Below are 17,630 nucleotides of genomic sequence, written 5' to 3'. Positions count from 1 at the left end.
TCGAAGGGCCGCTCACTCCTCGACGAGTTTGGCGTCCGGCGCGTTCGCCATCACCGAGGCGATGCCGGCGTCGCGCTCGCTCTCGCTCTCGTACATCTCGCTGCTGCCGATGATCTGGTGGTTGGCCGCCTTCAGGCTGAAGTGGAACTTGCCGCCGACCGAGGTCTTTTTCTCGTAGCGTGCCGCATCCGGCGCGTTCTTGCGCACCGACTCGACGCCGTTGCGTGCGCTGGCCTTGTCCTTGTAACCCTCGCTCTTGAGGATGATCTCGCCGTTGCCGGCCCTGAGGTTGAAGTAGGCCTCGCCGTTCTTGCCGCTAAACAAGGTGAACTTTCCGCTCATGAGTCGGATCTCCATCGCCATGGTCAGGGTTGGCAGAATCTGGACTCGCCCATGTGATTTTTTTGGCAAGGGGCAACGCCGACCATGGTGGACGGCGGGCCGCTCGGTCGAGCCGTTTTGCCGGATGTCGTAGACTGGCGTTTTCCCTGCGCGGCGCAGCATGAACACCCGAGTCCTCACCGGCATCACCACCACCGGCACCCCGCACCTGGGCAATTACGTGGGCGCGATTCGCCCGGCGGTCGAAGCCAGCCGGCGCGACGACGTGGATGCGTTCTTCTTCCTCGCCGACTACCACGCGCTGATCAAGAGCGACGACGCCGCGCGGATCGAGCGCTCGCGGCTGGAGATCGCCGCCAGTTGGCTGGCCGCCGGGCTCGACCCGCAGCGGGTCACCTTCTACCGCCAGTCGGACATCCCCGAAATCCCGGAGCTGACCTGGTTCCTCACCTGCATCGCCTCCAAGGGCATGCTCAACCGCGCGCACGCGTACAAGGCGGCGGTGGACAAGAACGCCGCGGCGGGCGAGGACGCCGATGCGGGCATCACCGCCGGCCTGTACATGTACCCGGTGCTGATGGCGGCCGACATCCTGGCGTTCGACGCCAACCAGGTGCCGGTGGGGCGCGACCAGATCCAGCACATCGAGATGGCGCGCGACCTCGGCCAGCGCTTCAACCATCTGCACGGCCACGAGTTCTTCGTGCTGCCGGAGGCGCTGATCGAGGAGCAGGTGGCCACGCTGCCGGGGCTCGACGGCCGTAAGATGTCGAAGAGCTACGACAACACCATCCCGCTGTTCGCCGGCGGCAAGAAGCAGCTGCGCGAGGCGATCATGCGCATCGTCACCGATTCGCGCGCGCCCGGCGAGCCGAAGGATCCGGACGACAGCGCACTGTTCACCATCTTCCGCGCATTCGCCAGTGAGGCCGAGACCGCGGCGTTCCGCCAGGCCCTGCTGGACGGCAGCGGCTGGGGCGAGGCGAAACTGGCGCTGTACGAGCGCATCGAGGCCGACGTGGCGCCGATGCGCGAACGCTACGAGGCGCTGATGGCCGACCCGGCCGCGATCGAGACCATCCTGCAACAGGGCGCACAGAAGGCGCGCGCGATCGCCACGCCGAAGCTGGCCGCGCTGCGCGAAGTGCTGGGCCTGCGCGCGATGACCACCGCGCCGGTGCGCGCCGGGCAGGCGGCCGCGGCGGCGAAACCCGACAAGGCGCCGCGCTTCGCCAGCTTCCGCGACGCCGACGGCAGCTTCCGCTTCCGACTGTTCTCCGCCGATGGCGAGGAGTTGCTGCTGTCCAAGCCGTTCGCCGACCCGAAGGCGGCCGGCGCGCTGCAGAAGCGGCTCGGGGCATTGGGCGCCGTGGCAGCCGTGTTGCAGCTTCGGGCGCAGGGCATGAGCCTGGAGCTGGACGGCGAGACGGTCGCCAGCACGCCCGATTACCGCGACGAGCAGGCGCGCGATGAAGCGCTGGCGCAGTTGCGCGCGGCGCTGGATCAACTCGCCGCGCAGGCCTGATGCGCGGCGCCACACTTTGCGGGTGATCGACCGATGCGCTACCTCGCCATCCTGCTGCTTGCGCCGCTGCTGCTGATCCTGTGCTGGGGCTACTGGGCGTACCCGAAGAGCCTGCCGCGCACGTCCGGCCGGCGCCTCTTCGATGTTGCTGCCCTGCTGCTGGCGCTGATCACCGCGGTGCAGTGCGCGATGCTCGGTTTCGACACGGTCGAGTTGCCCACGGTCGATGGCTTCGGCCGCGCCAGTGGCGCGATCTGGCAGCAGGTGTTGCCGGCGCTGTACGGCTACGGCGCGTTCGCCGCCGTCATCGTGCTGGCGATGCTGCTGCGCCATGCATGGTGGGGGCGCCGCCGGCGCCGCTGAGCGGGCGGCGCCAGCGCACGATGGGGCGCCTGCCACAAGTCATGGCGTGACTTGTGGCGGTCGAGGCGGCGGCGCACAGGCGGCAAGCTGTGCGCCACCCGACGTGGCGATTCCATCGCCTCCACGGCGCCTCCGCGCCGCCTCCCCGTGGAAATTTTTCAACATGCGCCTGGCATGCCTGCTGTTCGTTACCCTGGCCGCACTGTCGACACCGGCACTGGCCGTCGACATCGACGGCCACCTCGGCGCGGACGAGTGGAAGGGCGCACGACACATCACCGACTTCCGCCAGACCCAGCCGCTCACCGGCAAGCCGGGCTCGCTGCCGACCGAGGCCTGGATCCTGGCCACGCCGAAGGGGCTGGCGGTGGCGTTCCGCTGCGTGCAGCCGCCCGGCGTGCCGCGTACGCACCAGCGCGTGCAGCGTGACTTCGAGGACCAGGTCGACCGGGTCAACGTGATGGTCGACTTCAACGGCGACGGACGCACCGGCTACGACTTCGTGGTGAGCTCGACCGGCGGCATCAACGATGCCGTGGTCATCAACGAGAACAAGTTCAACAAGGACTGGGACGGCAACTGGCGGCATGCGGTGAGCGAGGATGCCGAAGGCTGGACGGTGGAGATTCTGATCCCGTGGTACATCGCGCCGATGCACACGGCGCGCGACGGCAGGCGCATGCTGGGCGTCTACCTCGACCGCGTGACCGGCTCGACCGGCGAGCGCGACTCGTGGCCGGCGGCCAGTTTCACGCTGCCGCGTTTCCTGTCCGAGTTCGGCAAGGTCGAGGTGCCGCAGTACAGCCAGTCGCTGCTGGCGGTGACGCCGTACGTGTCCGGCCTGTACGACAACGTGCGCGGCCGCAGCCACTTCCAGGAAGGCGCCGACCTGTTGTGGAAGCCGAGCGGCCAGTTCCAGCTCACCGCCGCGCTGCACCCGGATTTCGGCCAGGTCGAGAGCGACGACCTGGTGGTGAACTTCAGCGCCACCGAAACCTACGTCAGGGACAAGCGGCCGTTCTTCACCGAGAACCAGGGCATCTTCGACTTCAGCCTGCTCGACGACTACAGCCAGCTGGTCTATACGCGACGTGTCGGCGGACCGTCCGATGACGGTCTCGGTGCGGCCGACATCAACGCCGCGGTGAAGCTCAACGGCAGCTTCGGCACCACCAGCTACGGCGTGCTGGCCGCCGACGAGGATGGCGCGGCGGGGCGCTTCTTCGGTGCCGCGCGGGTCATCCACGATTTCGGTGACCAGAGCCTGGGCATGCTGCTGACCCGGGTCGACCGCCCGTGGCTGGACCGCGAGGCCAGCGTGCTCGGCGTGGACCATCACTGGCGGCCGACGCCGCAGCTGACCATCGCCACCAACGTGGTCGGCAGCGACATCCTGCAGTCGGGCACGCACACGCGCGACAGCGGCGGCACCGTCATCGCGGATTACGAGATGGGCGACGGCTGGCGCCAGCAGTGGCTGGGCATGCATTTCGGCGACCGGCTGCAGGTCAACGACTTCGGCTACCTGGAGCGCAACAACTTCAACTACGGCCATTGGGAAGTGCGCAAGCGCAATACGGCGCTGCCGGCCGACTCCGCCTACAGCTCGCACGAATGGCGCTTCCGCATCGACGCCCTGGACAACGACCACGGCCTGCGCCTGCGTCGCCAGTTGCGCCTGCGCCGCAACAGCGACCTGCGCAACGGCGCCACCGAAATGGTGCAGCTCAACGTCAACAGCGCCGGCTGGGACGACCTGCTTACCCGCGGCAACGGTGCGTTGTTCCTGCCGCCGTCGCTGGACCTGGTCTACGAACGGATCAGCCCGCGCCACGGCGACTGGGCGTTCAAGCTGGACGCGGAGGTCGTCAGCGGCGGGCTCGGCGGCAACCGGCAGCTCGGCTACGACGTCAAGTTCATCCCGACCTACTTCGTCAGCGACGCGTTCAGCGTCTACGCCGGCCCGTACTACGAGCACCTGCCGGACTGGCTGGTGTGGCAGCACGACAACCTCATCGGCCGGTATGACGAGCACACGCTGCAGCTGGACGCCGGTTTCGACTGGAGCATCGACAGCCGCCAGGAGCTGCGCGTGAAGCTGCAGGCGATCGGGCTGGACGCAGGTGTGCGCGGCGGCTACCGCGTGCAGGCCAACGGTCGCGCCGTGGCCAGCAACGAGCCGGTCGACGGTTTCGGCGTGCGCAACCTCGGCCTGCAGATCCGCTACCGCTACGAGCTGGCGCCGCTGTCGTACCTGTACGTGGTCTACGGTCGCGGCGGCTACGCGATGGATGGCTATGCGCGCCGCACCAGCGACGTCTTCGACCGCAGTTTCGCGCTGCGCGACGACGAACAGCTGCTGGTCAAGCTGAGCTACCGCTTCGACATCTGACGGCAGGCGATTCCGGCGGCGCCCCGGCCCGCTCGGCCGACGGCTGGGCGGGCCGGGGCGGCGACGGTGGCCGCACCCGCGCGCGCGACTTTCCGCGAGGGCTCCGGCATGATCGCGCCGTGGCCGGAATGCGGCCGTGGCGCGTCATGAGTGTGGCTCGATGGATGTCGTTCTTTCCTGGACCGGCTTCGCGGTCGCGCTGGGCATCGGATTGCTGATCGGCGCCGAGCGCGAGCGGCGCAAGGGCGGCGACGGCGACGCGGTTGCCGGCATCCGCACGTTCGCCGTGGTGGCGCTGCTGGGGGCGGCCAGCGCGAGCTTCGGCGTCGCGGTGCTGCTGCTGGCACTGGCTGCGGTGGCGGCGCTGCTGGCGATCGCGTATGCGCGCGATACCAGCAGCGATCGCGGCCTGACCACCGAGGTCAGCCTGCTGCTGTGCCTGATACTCGGCGCGGTAGCCATCCACCAGGCTCCACTGGCCGCCGGGCTGGCGGTGGCGGTGACCATCCTGCTGGCGGCGCGCGAGCCCATGCATCACTTCGTGCGCGGCGTACTGACTGCGGAGGAGCTGAACAACCTGCTGGTGCTGGCCGCCGCCACGCTGCTGGTGTTGCCGCTGGTGCCGGATCGCCCACTCGGCCCGTTCGACGCGATCAACCCGCGCGCGCTGTGGCTGATCGTGATACTGATCATGTCGATCGGTGCAGCCGCCCACGCACTGCTGCGGCTGGTGGGCAGCCGCGTCGGCCTGCCGCTGGCCGGGTTGCTCTCCGGCTTCGTGTCCAGCGTGGCCACCATCGGCGTGATGGGCTCGCAGGCGCGCAGCTTGCCGGCGCTGCGGCGGTCGGCGGTCGCGGCGGCGGTGCTGTCGACCGTGGCCACCTTTGTGCAGATGGCGGCGGTACTGGCGGTCACCGACCTGGCGACGCTGCGCGTGCTCGCCGTGCCGCTGGCTTGCGGTGGCGTGACCGCGGCGGTGTACGGCGCGTTGTGGACGTGGAAGGGCCTGCACCTGAGCGCGGCGGACCCGGTGCAAGGCAGCGTCGTCTTCAGCGTCAGGGCTTCGCTGCTGCTGGGACTGATGATCGCCGTGGTGCTGCTGGCGTCGGCCGCGATGCGGGCCTGGCTGGGCGAGCGTGGGCTGGCTATCGCCACCGGCGTCGCCGGCTTCGCCGACACGCATGCCGCGGCGGTATCGGTGGCTTCGCTGGCGGCCGCAGGCAGGATCGAGCCCGCGGCCACCGCGGTGCCGATCCTGATCGCGCTGACCAGCAACAGCCTGTCCAAGGCGGTGATTGCCCGGACGAGCGGCGGTCGCGACTATGCGCGGCCGGTGCTGCTGGGCCTGGCCGTGGTGCTGGCGGCCACCTGGCTGGGCTGGTGGCTCGGCTGACGCGCCCGGCGCGCGCCGTCGCGTCGGCGCGCCGGCGACGACACGTCAATCCCAGTGGTTGAGGTGCGGCCCGAACACCTCGCGCTGCCGCTGCACCACGCAGAAACGATGTCCACTGGGCGCCTCCAGCACCCACCAGCGCCCGCGCACGAACGCGATGCGGCGCGCGCCCAGCTGCTCCAGCCGCGCCACCTCGGCGTCGAGGTCGTCGGTCTCGATGTCCAGGTGCACGCGGCTGGCATGGTCGACCTTCTGCAGCAGGATGATCGGTTCGTCCGCGGCGGTCTGCAGCTCCGCGTATTTGCCGTCGCCGTCCTGGTCGATGCTGGCGATCGGCTTGCCCAGCGCCCGGCTCCAGAAATCGGCGACGGGTGCGAGTTCGTCGACGTGGCAGTCGATGACGATGGCGCAGAGTCGGCTGTGGTGCATGGGATGCCTCCATCGGGTTGTCGAAACGCATGGCAGCGGTGCAGTGCGAGAATACCCCGCATGATTCCGCTCAAATACCTCCAGGCCTACCCCGCCACCTTGCAGGAGAAGGTGCGCGAGTTGATCGCGCAGGAGCGCCTGGGCGAGCACCTGGCCAAGCGCTACCCGGGGCGCCATGAGGTGCAGAGCGACAAGGCGCTGTACGCCTACGTGGCATCGCTGAAACAGCAGCACCTGAAGAACGCGCCGGCCATCGACAAGGTGCTGTACGACAGCAAGCTCGACGTGTTGCGCAACGCGCTGGGCCTGCACACCGCGATCTCGCGCGTGCAGGGCGGCAGGCTCAAGGCGAAGAAGGAGATCCGCGTGGCCAGCCTGTTCAAGGCCGCCGCGCCGGAATTCCTGCAGATGATCGTGGTGCACGAACTGGCGCACCTGAAGGAAATCGATCACAACAAGGCGTTCTACCAGCTGTGCACGTATATGCTGCCGGACTACCACCAGCGGGAATTCGACCTGCGTGTCTACCTGACCTGGCGCGAATTGCCGTCGACGATCGACGTGAACCAACGGGAATGACGATGGACAGTGCGGCGCTACAGAAATACCTGCTGCGGCTGTTCGAACGGCACGATGTGGAGCTGGACGTGGACGAGGACGGCTGGCTGGTCACCGACGGCGACTTTCCCGCGATCCGTGCCGCCTGGCACGAGGGCGCCAGCGACGAACCGGGCCGGCTCGACGTCGACGTGGTGCTCAGCGAAGAGCGCTACATCGAAGAGAGCTTCGCCGGCGTGGGCGGCGGCGACGCCGGCTGCCGCGACGCGCTGCGCACGTTCGAGCAGAACGTGTTCCATGTGCTGCTGGCGGCGTGCTGGTACGTCACCGACGAGCGCCGCATGCGGATCGCCGCGTGGGACATCGGGCTGCGCACGTGGGACGTGTTCATCGGTCCGTTCAGTGTGCGCGGTGCGGATGCCGCGAGCATGCCGGCCGAGGCGCTGGCGTCGATCGAGGCGGCGGTGAAGCGCGAGGCGTTGACACCTGAATTGCACTGGCTGCGACTGGTGCACAGCCATGTCGAGAATGGCGACTCGCGCTGCGAGGCACTGCTCGACAATGAACCGTGGACGGCCGGGACGCTGGCGCTGACCGCCGTGCCGTGGCCGCATGGCGGCGACTACGTCGCACGTTGCTTCATGCTGCTGGATGTGCGCGATTATTGATTGACGTCCCGTAGACAAGCGAACGGGCGCCTGGGCGCCCGTTCGTTCAACGCATGATCGCGGATACGATCAGTTCGGCAGTGCCAGATCGTCCAGCAGCGCCTTGAGGAAGCGCGCGGCTTCGCCGCCGGTGGCGGCGCGGTGGTCGAAGGTGAGGCTGATCGGCATGCGCCGGTGCACTTCGATGCCGCCGATCACCGCCACCACGTCGTGGCTGAGCTTGCCGGCGCCGATGATGGCCACGGTCGGCGGCACCACCACCGGCGTGGCGTAGCGGCCGGCGAACATGCCGAAGTTGCTGAGACTGATGGTGTAGCCGGACAGTTCCGAGGCTGGGATGCTGCGGTCCTCGACCTGCGTGCGCAGGCGCTTGATCGCGGCGCGCACGCCGGCGGCGTCGAGCACGTCGGCGTTGCGCAGCGCCGGCACGAACAGGCCGTCGTCGGTGTCCACCGCGATGCCGATGTCGACCTGCGGGTGCAGCGTGCGGCTGAGGTTCTTGCCGTCGAACCACGCGTTCAGCGCCGGCACCGTCTTGCAGGCGGCCACGATGGCGCGGATCAGGCGCGCGGTGATGTCCTGCTTGCCGATCCAGCCGTGCAGGTCGGCGTCGTCGACCAGGGTGGTCGGTACCACTTGCGCGTGCGCATCGGCCATCACGCGGGCCATGTTGCGGCGCACGCCCTTCAGCTGTTCCGGCTGGCCGCTGGCCTGCACCGACGGCGGCGCGGTGCGCACCGGCTTGCCGGCCAGCGAGACCGGGCCGCGCTGCTGACCTTGTGGAGCATGGCCGGGCTGCGGCAGTTCCGGTGCCAGATGACGACCGGCCGAGGCGGGCACGGCGCGCGCCGGGGCGGCGCCCAGCGCGGCGCTGCCGTTGGCGGCGGCGTTCTTCACGTCCTGCATGGTCACCACGCCGTCGGCACCGCTGGGACGCACGCGGGTGAGGTCGACCTTGAGCTTCTTCGCCAGCGCGCGCACCGCCGGCACCGCCTTCACGCCGCCGATGCTGGCGGCCTGCTCGACGTGCACGGTGTTGCCGCTGACCATCGCGCCGACCACGGTGCCTTCGTCCTCGCGGTCCGTGCCGCCGGTCTGCACTTCGCCGCCTTCGTCGGAGGCGATCACGTTGCCTGCGTCGTCCGGCGCGGGGCTGCCGACGCTCCTTTCCGCGCCCTTCTTCGGGCCGTGGTGGTGGCCGGTGGCTTCGGCCTCGGCGCGTTGCTTGGCGTTCGGGTCGGGCTCGAAATCGGCCAGCGCGGCGCCGGTCTCGATGATGTCGCCGGGCGCGCCGTACAGCTTGACGACCTTGCCGGTGTACGGCGAGGGCACGTCGACCACCGCCTTGGCGGTTTCCATCGAGCACAGCGGCGCGTCGAGTTTGATGCTGTCGCCCGCCTTCACGTGCCACTCGACGACGGTCGCGTCGGGCAGGCCTTCGCCGAGGTCGGGGAGGTAGAACGTCTTGATGTCAGCCATGGGCGGATTTCCAGAATATGTGTTGGTTTGGCTCCCTCCCCTGCATGCAGGGGAGGGTTGGGGTGGGGTGCTCTTTGTTCCGGACTTCAGATCAAGAGCTTTACCCCCTCCCAGCCTCCCCCTGCAAGCAGGGGGAGGAGCAAGGGCGTCAGCTCGCCGCCAGCGTGCGCTTGGCCGCGTCGACGACGCGTTCCACGCTCGGCAGGTATTTCATTTCCAGGCGGAACAGCGGGATGTGCGTGTCGAAGCCGGTGACGCGCTCGACCGGCGCGAGCAGGTCGTACAGGCATTCCTCGGCGACGCGCGCGGCGATCTCGGCGCCGAAGCCGGCGGTCTTCGGCGCCTCGTGCACGATCACGCAGCGGCCGGTCTTCTGCACCGACTCGGCGATGGTGTCGAAGTCCAGCGGGGTCAGCGTGGCCACGTCGATCACCTCGGCGCTGATGCCTTCGGCGGCCAGCTCGTCGGCCGCTTCCAGCGCTTCCTTCACCTGCGCGCCCCAGGTCACCAGGGTCACGTCGGTGCCGTCGCGCAGCACGAAGCACACGTCCAGCGGCAGCGCCTCGCCGTCGTCCGGCACCTCTTCCTTGTACTGGCGGTAGATCCGCTTGGGCTCGAAGAAGATCACCGGATCGGGATCGCGGATCGCGGCCAGCAGCAGGCCGTAGGCGCGCGCCGGCGAGGACGGCATCACCACGCGCAGGCCGGGGATGTTGGTGAACAGGTGCTCGTTCGCCTCGGAGTGATGCTCCGGTGCGCGAATGCCGCCGCCCCATGGCGCGCGCCACACGGCCGGCACGGTGAGGCGGCCGCGGGTACGGTTGCGCATGCGCGCGGCGTGGCAGGCGATGTGCTCCATCATCGGATAGATGAAGCCCTCGAACTGTGCCTCGGCCACCGGCTTCATGCCTTGCACGGCCATGCCCACGGTGACGCCGGCGATGGTCATTTCGTCCAGCGGCGTGTCGATCACGCGCCATTCGCCGAACTTCTCCTGCAGGCCCTGGGTGGCGCGGAACACGCCGCCATTGACGCCGACGTCCTCGCCCAGCACCACGACCGATGCGTCGTGCGCCATTTCGTAGGCGAGCGCCTGGGTGACGGCCTCGATGAGTGTGATTTGTGCCATGGCTCAGTGACCCTTGTTTTCAAGCGAGAGGACGTAGTCGCGCTGTTTCGCGAGGTCGGCGGGGACTTCGGCGAAGATGTAGTCGAACATCGCCGAGACCGGCTGGGTCTTGGTCTCGAGGTAGGCGTTCACCTCGTTGTCCATCCACTCGTCGCACTCGGTCTTCCAGGCTTCTTCCTTGGCGTCGTCCCACACGCCCTTGGCCACCAGCCAGTGCTTCAGGCGCTTCATCGGTTCCTTGGCCCAGGCTTCGTCGACCTCGTCCTTGCCGCGGTAGCGGCGTGCGTCGTCGGCGGTGGTGTGGTCGCCGAGGCGGTAGGTGACCAGTTCCAGCACGCTGCCGCCCTGGCCGTTGCGCGCACGCTCCAGCGCGTCTTCCATCGCCTTGCGCACGGCGATGATGTCGTTGCCGTCCACCTGGATCGAGTAGAGGCCCGCGGCGATGCCCTTCTGCGCCAGCGTCTGCGCGCCGGACTGGATCTTGCGCGGCACCGAGATCGCCCACTGGTTGTTGACGATGGCGATCACCAGCGGCAGCTCGCGCGCGCCGGCCATGTTGATGGCGCCGTAGAAGTCGCCCTTGGAGGAGCCGCCGTCGCCGATGGTGGCCACCGCCACGCGCTTCTCGCCGCGGATCTTGAACGCCAGCGCGGAGCCGGCCGCATGCAGGCACTGGGTGGCGATCGGCACCGACCAGGCGAAGTCGTGCCGCGCCGGTTCTTTCTGGTAGTCGTTGCCGCGCTCGTCGCCGCCCCAGTACATGTACACCTCGCGCGGCTGCACGCCGCGGTACAGCTGCGCGCCGTATTCGCGGTAGCTCGGCGCGTACACGTCTTCGGGCTTCATGGCGCTGCCGATGCCGACGTGCGCGGCCTCATGGCCGAGGCAGCTGGCGTAGGTGCCGAGCTTGCCGGTGCGCTGCAGCGCGATCGACTTGGCGTCGAACACGCGGGTGGACAGCATCAGCTTGTACAGCTCGACCATGTGGTCGAGGTCTTTGGCGAACTCGGGCAGATCATCACGTACCTGCTTGCCCTCGGCGTCGAGGTATTGCAGGTATTCGATTTCAAACTTGGCGGCGATGGTCACGACGCGCTCCGGGGGTGAGAGACAGGGGGCTGGCGGTGGCCGGGCTCCGATGCAGGAGGCACGAAACGACCGCACAAGACCGCGCTTGATAACAGGCGGGGATGTTGCGCTGCAAGGTACAGCGCAGCATGCGCAGGCGTACGGGTCGACCGTCGCCGGTCGCCGCCGGGCCGCCGCTCCGCGCCACGCCGGCCTTTTCGCGCCGGGTCACGGTAGCGGCGGGCGGGCGCCCGGACCCTGTCCTGGATCAGGCGTTGCGCGCGAACGGGGGCGCGGGACCGGGCCGGCGAACGGGCGCGCTTGCCGCGGATCAGGGGCCGCTCGACGCGCTGCCGTTACCATGAGCGTTTTCGACCACGTGACGGAACACCATGAGCGACAACCAGCGCGACATCGAGGCGGGCATCCAGACCGACCTCAACGGCCAGATCACCTATGGCGGCTATCTGCACCTGGACACCTTGCTGTCGGCCCAGCAGCCATTGAGCCAGCCGCCGCATCACGACGAGATGCTGTTCATCGTGCAGCACCACGTGTCCGAGCTGTGGATGAAGCTGCTGATCCACGAGCTGAAGGCGGCGCTGGCGCACCTCAAGCAGGACGACGTCGACGCCTGCCTGAAGATACTGGCGCGGGTGAAGCAGGTGCAGCGCCAGCTGTTCGAGCAGTGGGCGGTACTGGAGACGCTCACCCCGTCGGAGTACCTGGAGTTCCGCGGCGTGCTGGGGCCGTCGTCGGGTTTCCAGTCGCTGCAGTACCGCACCATCGAGTTCATGCTGGGCAACAAGAACGCCGGCATGCTGAAGGTGTTCGCGCACGACCCGGTCGCGCAGGCCGAGCTGCGCGCGGTGCTCGAGGCGCCCAGCCTGTACGACGAGTTCCTGCGCTACCTGGCGCGCCGCGGCCACGCGGTGCCGGCCGAGCTGCTGCAGCGCGACTGGACCGAAGCCTACCGGCGCAACGAGGCGCTGCTGCCGGCGCTCAAGCGCATCTACGAGCAGCGCGCGCAGTTCTGGCCGGAGTACCACCTGTGCGAACAGCTGGTGGACGTGGAGGAGAGCTTCCAGCTGTGGCGCTTCCGGCACATGAAGACGGTGGAGCGGATCATCGGCCACCGCCGCGGCACCGGCGGTTCGTCCGGGGTGAGCTTCCTGAAGAAGGCGCTCGACCTGGAATTCTTCCCCGAGCTGCTGGACGTGCGCACCGTGCTGGGCAGCTAGCGACATGACGTGGCGCGTGCTGCGGCGCATTTGACGATCGCGCGACCGGCGGTTACATCTGGCCATCGCAAGATTTTTCGATCGACCGACGGAGCAGGGGACACGCATGGGCCACACCACACTCGCCGGCGACGCCAGGCCGATACCCGACTACCCGCAGCTGATGGGCCACCCGCGCCCGCTGTGGATGCTGTTCATGTCGGAGTTCTGGGAGCGCTTCGCGTTCTACGGCATGCGCTGGGCGCTCACGCTGTACATCGTGGCGCAGTTCTACGACGGCAACGACGCCGGCCAGGCGGACGCCAGCCGCACCTACGGCGCCTACCTGGCGCTGGTCTACGCCACCGCGGTGTTCGGCGGCTACGTGGCCGACAAGATCCTCGGCTACCAGCGCTCGATCCTGCTCGGCGCGGTGGTGATGGCGGCCGGCCTGTTCATGGTGATGGTGCCGAACCATGCGGTGTTCATGCTCGGCCTGGCCACCATCATCGTCGGCAACGGCCTGTTCAAGCCGAACATCTCCTCGATGGTGGGCCAGCTCTACGTGCAGGGCGACTCGCGCCGCGACCGCGGCTTCACCCTGTTCTACATGGGCATCAACGCCGGTGCGCTGATCGCGCCGATCCTCACCAGCATCCTCGCCAACAAGGTGTTCGGCACGCCCGGCCACCACAACTACCACGTGGTGTTCGCCGCCTCCGGCGTGGGTATGCTGATCAGCCTGGTGTGGTTCTGGTTCGGCCGGCGCCAGCTCGGCCCGGTCGGCCGCCCGGCGCCGGAACAGGCCAGTCGCATGCGCATGCTGTACGTGGTGCTGGGCGTGCTGGCGACGATTCCGCTGGTCTACCTGCTGATGGACAAGGCCGGCGCGGTGGCGATCCAGTGGCTGCTGAGCGTGCTGTTCCTGGGCGTGGGCGTGATGCTGGTGATCGAGGCGATCCGCACCGGCCGCGTGCAGATCCAGCGGGTGATCGCGATGCTGATCATCTTCACCTTCAACGTGCTGTTCTGGATGTTCTTCGAGCAGGCCGGCAGTTCGTTCAACTTCCTGGCGCAGCACATCGTCGACCGCAACCTGGGCGGCTGGGAGTTCCCGATCGGCTGGTTCCAGTCGGTCAACCCGGTGGCGATCGTGCTGCTGGCGCCGCTGATCTCGCTGGCCTGGGGCTGGCTGGACCAGCGCCGCGTCGAGCCGTCGATCCCGCGCAAGTTCGGCCTGGGCCTGATCGGCAATGCGCTGGGCTTCGCGGTACTGATGTACGCGCTGTCCGCGCTGGTCGGCAGCGACGGCACGATTCCGCTGTGGACGCTGGTGCTGTGCTACGTGCTGCAGACCGCCGGCGAGCTGTGCCTGTCGCCGATCGGCCTGTCGATGGTGACCAAGCTGGCGCCGGCGCGGCTGGTCGGGCTGGGCATGGGCGGCTGGTTCCTGTCCACCGCGATCGGCAACAACCTCGCCGGCCTGTTCGCCGGCCACGTCAGCGGCGCGAGCGGCATGACCGTGGGCTCGGCGCTGTCCGGCTACACCATGGGCTTCTGGATCCTGCTCGGCGGCGGCATCGTGCTGTTCCTGGTCGCGCCGCTGATCAACCGGCTGATGCACGGGGTGCGTTGAAAGCCGGGAATAGGGAATCGGGAATGGGTAAAGCGAAGCTCGCCCGCTTTTCCGATTCCCTATCCCCTATTCCCCACTCCCTGCTCCACAAACATTGACGCCATGCCCGGCGCCCGGTTACATCTGGGCGCTTGCGGCGGCCTGACGCATGCCGACGAGGGGATTGCATGAGCCAGACCAGCAGCGCCGGCGATAGCGTGACGACGCCCGACTACCCGCAACTGCTCGGCCATCCGCGTCCGTTGTGGATGCTGTTCATGACCGAGTTCTGGGAGCGCTTCGCCTACTACAGCGTGAGCTGGGCGCTGGTGCTGTACATCGTGGCGCAGTTCTTCCATGGCGACGCGTCGGGTCAGGGCTGGGCCGCCGGCATCTACGGCGCCTACACTGCGCTGATCTACGCCGCCTCGATCTTCGGCGGCTACGTGGCCGACCGGGTGATCGGCTACCAGCGCTCGATCCTGCTCGGCGCGGCGGTGATGGCCGCCGGCTTGTTCACCCTGCTGTTGCCGCAGCAGCCGGCGATGCTGCTGGGACTGGCGCTGGTGATCGCCGGCGACGGCCTGTTCAAGCCGAACATCTCCACCATGGTGGGCCAGCTCTACGGCCGCGACGATCCACGCCGCGACCGCGGCTTCACCCTGTTCTACATGGGCATCAACGCCGGCGCCTTCGCGGCGCCGCTGCTGACCGGCTGGATGGCGGCCCACTTCACCGACACGCCGATGCAGCAGAACTACCGCGTAGTGTTCGGCGCCGCCGGCGTGGGCATGCTGCTGAGCTTCCTGTGGTTCTGGTTCGGCCGGCGTGGTTTGAAGGGCGTGGGCCGCCCGCTGCCGGGCATGGAGAACCGCCTGCGCGTGCTGTGGGTGCTGCTCGGCGCGGCACTGGCGGTGCCGCTGATCTACGCGCTGCTGGCCTATGTCGGCGCCGACGGCCTGCAGTGGCTGCTCGGCGCGCTGTTCATCGGCGTGGCGGCGGCGCTGATCGTCGAGGCGCGGCGCCACGACCGCGTGCAGCTGCACCGCGTGATCGCCATGCTGATCGTGTTCGGCTTCAGCGTGCTGTTCTGGACCTTCTATTTCCAGTTCGGCACCTCGCTCAACTTCCTGGCGGAAAACTGGGTGGATCGGCAGATGTTCGGTGGCTGGACGTTCCCGGTCGGCTGGTTCCAGTCGGTGACGCCGCTGGCGATCTTGCTGTTTGCGCCGCTGCTGACGCTGGTGTGGGCCGTGCTTTCGCGCCGCAACGCCGAGCCCTCGATCCCGCGCAAGTTCGGCTTCGGGCTGATCTTCAACGGCTTGGGTTTCGTGGTGCTGGTGTATGCGCTGAAGGAACTGCTTGGCCCGACCGGGCTGATCCCGTTCTGGCCGCTGGTGCTGTGCTACGTGATGCAGACACTGGGCGAGCTGTGCCTGTCGCCGATCGGGCTGTCGATGGTGACCAAGCTGGCGCCGCCGCGCCTGGTCGGCTTGGCGATGGGCGGCTGGTTCCTGTCACTGGCCGCCGGCGGCGACTTCTCCGGCCTGGTGGCGCGTTCGATCAGTGGCGAGCGCGGCATGACGGTGGCCTCGGCGCTGTCCGGCTTCACCTTCAGCTTCTGGGTGCTGCTTGGCGCGGGCGCGTTGCTGTTGCTGCTGGCGCCGCTGATCAACCGGCTGATGCATGGGGTGCGGTGAGGCAGGGAACCGGCACTAGGGAATAGTTGAAGCGAAACCAGCGCGCCGGACATCGCCCGCCTTTCCCGTTCCCGATTCCGGATTCCCTCAGGAAAGCAATTTGTCCAGGATGCGCGCCAGCCACTGCCGCTCCTGCGCATCGAGCTTCGCCAGCACTTCGCGCTCGCGCGCGCGGGCCATCGGCGCGACCACGTCGTGGATCGCCCAGCCGGCGCTGCTGAGGTTGAGCACCGAGCGGCGCTTGTCGTTGTCGTGCACCGCGCGGTCGACCCGGCCGGCCTCGACCAGCCGGGCCAGCGCGCGGCTCACCGCCACCTTGTCCATCGCAGTGCGCTCGGCCACCTCGCGCGCGGACAGGCCGGCGTAGCGCGCCAGCACGGCCATCACCCGCCATTCCGTCACCGAGATGTCGTAGCGGCGCTGGTAGTCGTCGGCGATCGCCTGGCTGATCGTGTTGGACAGGATCGACAGCCGGTACGGCAGGAAGTGTTCCAGCTGCAGCGGCGCGTGTTCGGCCGTGGCGGGGACAGGGGAGCGCTTGGCAGGCATTGCGGCGGTGATCCTTGCAAATGGTTTCAAATGAAACTATAACGCAAGACCAATCTGCCGGTGGCACGCTTGCGTGAGGCCATCGTGCACCGACTCAGAGGAGAGCGCCATGAACGCCCAACCCAACCCCGGCATGCAGGTCACCACGTTCGAGAATCCGATGGGCATCGACGGCTTCGAGTTCGTCGAGTTTGCCGCCCCGGCCGGTCGCGCCCACGAGCTGCACGCGCTGTTCCGGCGGATGGGCTTCAGCGCCGTGCTGCGGCACAAGTCCCGCCCGATCACCGTCTACCGGCAGAACGGGGTGAACCTGCTGGTCAACGAGGATCCGGATTCGTTCGCCGCCGATTTCGCCGCGCAGCACGGCCCCAGCGCCTGCGGCTTCGCGATCCGTTTCCGCAAGCCGGTGGCCGAGGTGGAGGCGAGGGTGCTCGCCAACGGCGGCGAGGCGGTCGCGCACAAGCCAGCCAGCCGCGCGATCGGGGTGCCGGTGGTCAAGGGCATCGGCGACTGCATGCTGTACCTGGTGCCGCGCGAGGGCGACGCCTACGCCGCCGACTACGCGCCGATCCCGGGCGCCGAGCAGAACCCGAAGGGTTTCGGCCTGACCTTCATCGACCACCTCACCCACAACCTGCATTTCGGCAACATGCAGAAGTGGTCGGACTACTACGAGAAGCTGTTCAACTTCCGCGAGATCCGCTACTTCGACATCAAGGGCGCCAAGACCGGCCTGGTGTCCAAGGCGATGACCGCGCCGGACGGCATCGTACGCATCCCGCTGAACGAGTCCAGCGACCCGAAGAGCCAGATCAACGAGTACCTCGACGCCTACCACGGCGAAGGCATCCAGCACATCGCCTGCTTCACCGACGACATCTACGCCACGGTGGAGGCGATGCGCGACGCCGGCGTGGAATTCCTCGACACCCCGGACGCGTATTTCGAGGTGATCGACGTGCGCGTGCCCAACCACGGCGAAGACGTGCCGCGGCTGGCCAGAAACAAGATTCTGATCGACGCCGACCCGGAGACCAAGCAGCGCAAGCTGCTGCAGATCTTCACCCAGAACGCGATCGGCCCGATCTTCTTCGAGATCATCCAGCGCAAGGGCAACGAGGGTTTCGGCGAAGGCAATTTCCAGGCGCTGTTCGAGTCGATCGAGCGCGACCAGATGAAGCGCGGTTTCCTCTGAAGGAG

16 protein-coding genes are annotated in these 17,630 nt (G+C 68.2%); 10 read left to right on the top strand and 6 right to left on the bottom strand.

Features of this window, described 5'->3' with window-relative positions; all coding sequences use genetic code 11:
* Window positions 1–12 precede the first annotated feature (12 nt).
* A complete protein-coding gene (locus RHOOR92_RS0107665; protein WP_027485289.1) occupies window positions 13–342 on the bottom strand; it encodes a YegP family protein in 330 nt (109 codons plus the stop codon).
* Window positions 343–502: 160 nt separating this feature from the next.
* On the opposite strand from RHOOR92_RS0107665, the gene RHOOR92_RS0107660 reads away from it, so the two are divergent.
* From RHOOR92_RS0107660 to RHOOR92_RS0107645, 4 genes are all read left to right on the top strand, one after another.
* A complete protein-coding gene (locus RHOOR92_RS0107660) occupies window positions 503–1,867 on the top strand; it encodes a tryptophan--tRNA ligase (protein WP_007512589.1) in 1,365 nt (454 codons plus the stop codon).
* A gap of 33 nt (window positions 1,868–1,900) precedes the next feature.
* Window positions 1,901–2,230, top strand: coding sequence for a hypothetical protein (locus RHOOR92_RS0107655; protein ID WP_027485288.1), 330 nt, complete (start codon window positions 1,901–1,903; stop codon window positions 2,228–2,230).
* A gap of 163 nt (window positions 2,231–2,393) precedes the next feature.
* On the top strand, window positions 2,394–4,622 hold the full coding sequence (locus RHOOR92_RS0107650; protein ID WP_027485287.1) for a DUF5916 domain-containing protein: 2,229 nt from the start codon (window positions 2,394–2,396) through the stop codon (window positions 4,620–4,622).
* 160 nt (window positions 4,623–4,782) lie between these two features.
* On the top strand, window positions 4,783–6,015 hold the full coding sequence (locus tag RHOOR92_RS0107645) for an MgtC/SapB family protein (RefSeq protein ID WP_027485286.1): 1,233 nt from the start codon (window positions 4,783–4,785) through the stop codon (window positions 6,013–6,015).
* Between the two features lie 45 nt (window positions 6,016–6,060).
* On the opposite strand, the gene RHOOR92_RS0107640 is transcribed toward RHOOR92_RS0107645, so the two are convergent.
* Window positions 6,061–6,444, bottom strand: a complete 384-nt coding sequence (locus RHOOR92_RS0107640; protein ID WP_027485285.1) for a VOC family protein — start codon at window positions 6,442–6,444, stop codon at window positions 6,061–6,063.
* 60 nt (window positions 6,445–6,504) lie between these two features.
* Between RHOOR92_RS0107640 and RHOOR92_RS0107635 the strand changes: the two genes are divergently transcribed.
* Window positions 6,505–7,023, top strand: a complete 519-nt coding sequence (locus RHOOR92_RS0107635; protein ID WP_027489975.1) for a M48 family metallopeptidase — start codon at window positions 6,505–6,507, stop codon at window positions 7,021–7,023.
* A 2-nt stretch (window positions 7,024–7,025) separates the two neighbouring features.
* Entirely contained in the window at window positions 7,026–7,670 is a 645-nt protein-coding gene (locus tag RHOOR92_RS0107630) for a DUF6348 family protein (protein ID WP_027485284.1), read from the top strand.
* A gap of 69 nt (window positions 7,671–7,739) precedes the next feature.
* Here the strand turns inward: RHOOR92_RS0107630 and RHOOR92_RS0107625 are convergent, their stop codons facing one another.
* The 3 genes from RHOOR92_RS0107625 to pdhA all read right to left on the bottom strand — a co-directional run bounded on the left by RHOOR92_RS0107625 (window position 7,740) and on the right by pdhA (window position 11,367).
* Window positions 7,740–9,149 (bottom strand): dihydrolipoamide acetyltransferase family protein, encoded by a 1,410-nt coding sequence (locus RHOOR92_RS0107625; protein ID WP_027489974.1) that lies wholly within the window; start codon window positions 9,147–9,149, stop codon window positions 7,740–7,742.
* 148 nt (window positions 9,150–9,297) lie between these two features.
* Window positions 9,298–10,278, bottom strand: coding sequence for an alpha-ketoacid dehydrogenase subunit beta (locus RHOOR92_RS0107620; protein WP_007512574.1), 981 nt, complete (start codon window positions 10,276–10,278; stop codon window positions 9,298–9,300).
* Window positions 10,279–10,281: 3 nt separating this feature from the next.
* Window positions 10,282–11,367: a pyruvate dehydrogenase (acetyl-transferring) E1 component subunit alpha gene (gene pdhA / locus RHOOR92_RS0107615; RefSeq protein ID WP_015446754.1), complete on the bottom strand. Its 1,086-nt coding sequence runs from the start codon at window positions 11,365–11,367 to the stop codon at window positions 10,282–10,284.
* A 371-nt stretch (window positions 11,368–11,738) separates the two neighbouring features.
* On the opposite strand from pdhA, the gene RHOOR92_RS0107610 reads away from it, so the two are divergent.
* From RHOOR92_RS0107610 to RHOOR92_RS0107600, 3 genes are all read left to right on the top strand, one after another.
* On the top strand, window positions 11,739–12,587 hold the full coding sequence (locus RHOOR92_RS0107610) for a tryptophan 2,3-dioxygenase family protein (protein WP_015446755.1): 849 nt from the start codon (window positions 11,739–11,741) through the stop codon (window positions 12,585–12,587).
* A 106-nt stretch (window positions 12,588–12,693) separates the two neighbouring features.
* Entirely contained in the window at window positions 12,694–14,202 is a 1,509-nt protein-coding gene (locus tag RHOOR92_RS0107605; RefSeq protein WP_015446756.1) for a peptide MFS transporter, read from the top strand.
* Window positions 14,203–14,369: 167 nt separating this feature from the next.
* Window positions 14,370–15,881 (top strand): peptide MFS transporter, encoded by a 1,512-nt coding sequence (locus RHOOR92_RS0107600; RefSeq protein WP_015446757.1) that lies wholly within the window; start codon window positions 14,370–14,372, stop codon window positions 15,879–15,881.
* Between the two features lie 87 nt (window positions 15,882–15,968).
* Here the strand turns inward: RHOOR92_RS0107600 and RHOOR92_RS0107595 are convergent, their stop codons facing one another.
* Window positions 15,969–16,430, bottom strand: coding sequence for a MarR family transcriptional regulator (locus RHOOR92_RS0107595; protein ID WP_015446758.1), 462 nt, complete (start codon window positions 16,428–16,430; stop codon window positions 15,969–15,971).
* A gap of 109 nt (window positions 16,431–16,539) precedes the next feature.
* On the opposite strand from RHOOR92_RS0107595, the gene hppD reads away from it, so the two are divergent.
* Window positions 16,540–17,625 carry a 4-hydroxyphenylpyruvate dioxygenase gene (gene hppD / locus RHOOR92_RS0107590; RefSeq protein WP_027485280.1) on the top strand — a complete coding sequence of 362 codons (1,086 nt, stop codon included), beginning with the start codon at window positions 16,540–16,542 and terminating at the stop codon, window positions 17,623–17,625.
* The last annotated feature ends 5 nt before the right edge of the window (window positions 17,626–17,630 follow it).

The sequence above is a fragment of the Rhodanobacter sp. OR92 genome (genome assembly GCF_000427545.1).
In the GTDB taxonomy this organism is placed as follows: Bacteria; Pseudomonadota; Gammaproteobacteria; order Xanthomonadales; family Rhodanobacteraceae; genus Rhodanobacter; species Rhodanobacter denitrificans.
This window is presented reverse-complemented; position numbering and strand designations above follow the sequence as displayed.

Bases quoted from the DNA above. Each gene is read 5' to 3' on its own strand.
- hppD (WP_027485280.1), top strand. From the start codon at position 16,540: ATGAACGCCCAACCCAACCCCGGCATGCAGGTCACCACGTTCGAGAAT.
- RHOOR92_RS0107645 (WP_027485286.1), top strand. From the start codon at position 4,783: ATGGATGTCGTTCTTTCCTGGACCGGCTTCGCGGTCGCGCTGGGCATC.
- RHOOR92_RS0107610 (WP_015446755.1), top strand. From the start codon at position 11,739: ATGAGCGACAACCAGCGCGACATCGAGGCGGGCATCCAGACCGACCTC.
- RHOOR92_RS0107650 (WP_027485287.1), top strand. From the start codon at position 2,394: ATGCGCCTGGCATGCCTGCTGTTCGTTACCCTGGCCGCACTGTCGACA.
- RHOOR92_RS0107620 (WP_007512574.1), bottom strand. From the start codon at position 10,278: ATGGCACAAATCACACTCATCGAGGCCGTCACCCAGGCGCTCGCCTAC.
- RHOOR92_RS0107655 (WP_027485288.1), top strand. From the start codon at position 1,901: ATGCGCTACCTCGCCATCCTGCTGCTTGCGCCGCTGCTGCTGATCCTG.
- RHOOR92_RS0107605 (WP_015446756.1), top strand. From the start codon at position 12,694: ATGGGCCACACCACACTCGCCGGCGACGCCAGGCCGATACCCGACTAC.
- RHOOR92_RS0107635 (WP_027489975.1), top strand. From the start codon at position 6,505: ATGATTCCGCTCAAATACCTCCAGGCCTACCCCGCCACCTTGCAGGAG.
- RHOOR92_RS0107660 (WP_007512589.1), top strand. From the start codon at position 503: ATGAACACCCGAGTCCTCACCGGCATCACCACCACCGGCACCCCGCAC.
- RHOOR92_RS0107600 (WP_015446757.1), top strand. From the start codon at position 14,370: ATGAGCCAGACCAGCAGCGCCGGCGATAGCGTGACGACGCCCGACTAC.
- RHOOR92_RS0107640 (WP_027485285.1), bottom strand. From the start codon at position 6,444: ATGCACCACAGCCGACTCTGCGCCATCGTCATCGACTGCCACGTCGAC.
- RHOOR92_RS0107625 (WP_027489974.1), bottom strand. From the start codon at position 9,149: ATGGCTGACATCAAGACGTTCTACCTCCCCGACCTCGGCGAAGGCCTG.
- RHOOR92_RS0107595 (WP_015446758.1), bottom strand. From the start codon at position 16,430: ATGCCTGCCAAGCGCTCCCCTGTCCCCGCCACGGCCGAACACGCGCCG.
- RHOOR92_RS0107630 (WP_027485284.1), top strand. From the start codon at position 7,026: ATGGACAGTGCGGCGCTACAGAAATACCTGCTGCGGCTGTTCGAACGG.
- RHOOR92_RS0107665 (WP_027485289.1), bottom strand. From the start codon at position 342: ATGAGCGGAAAGTTCACCTTGTTTAGCGGCAAGAACGGCGAGGCCTAC.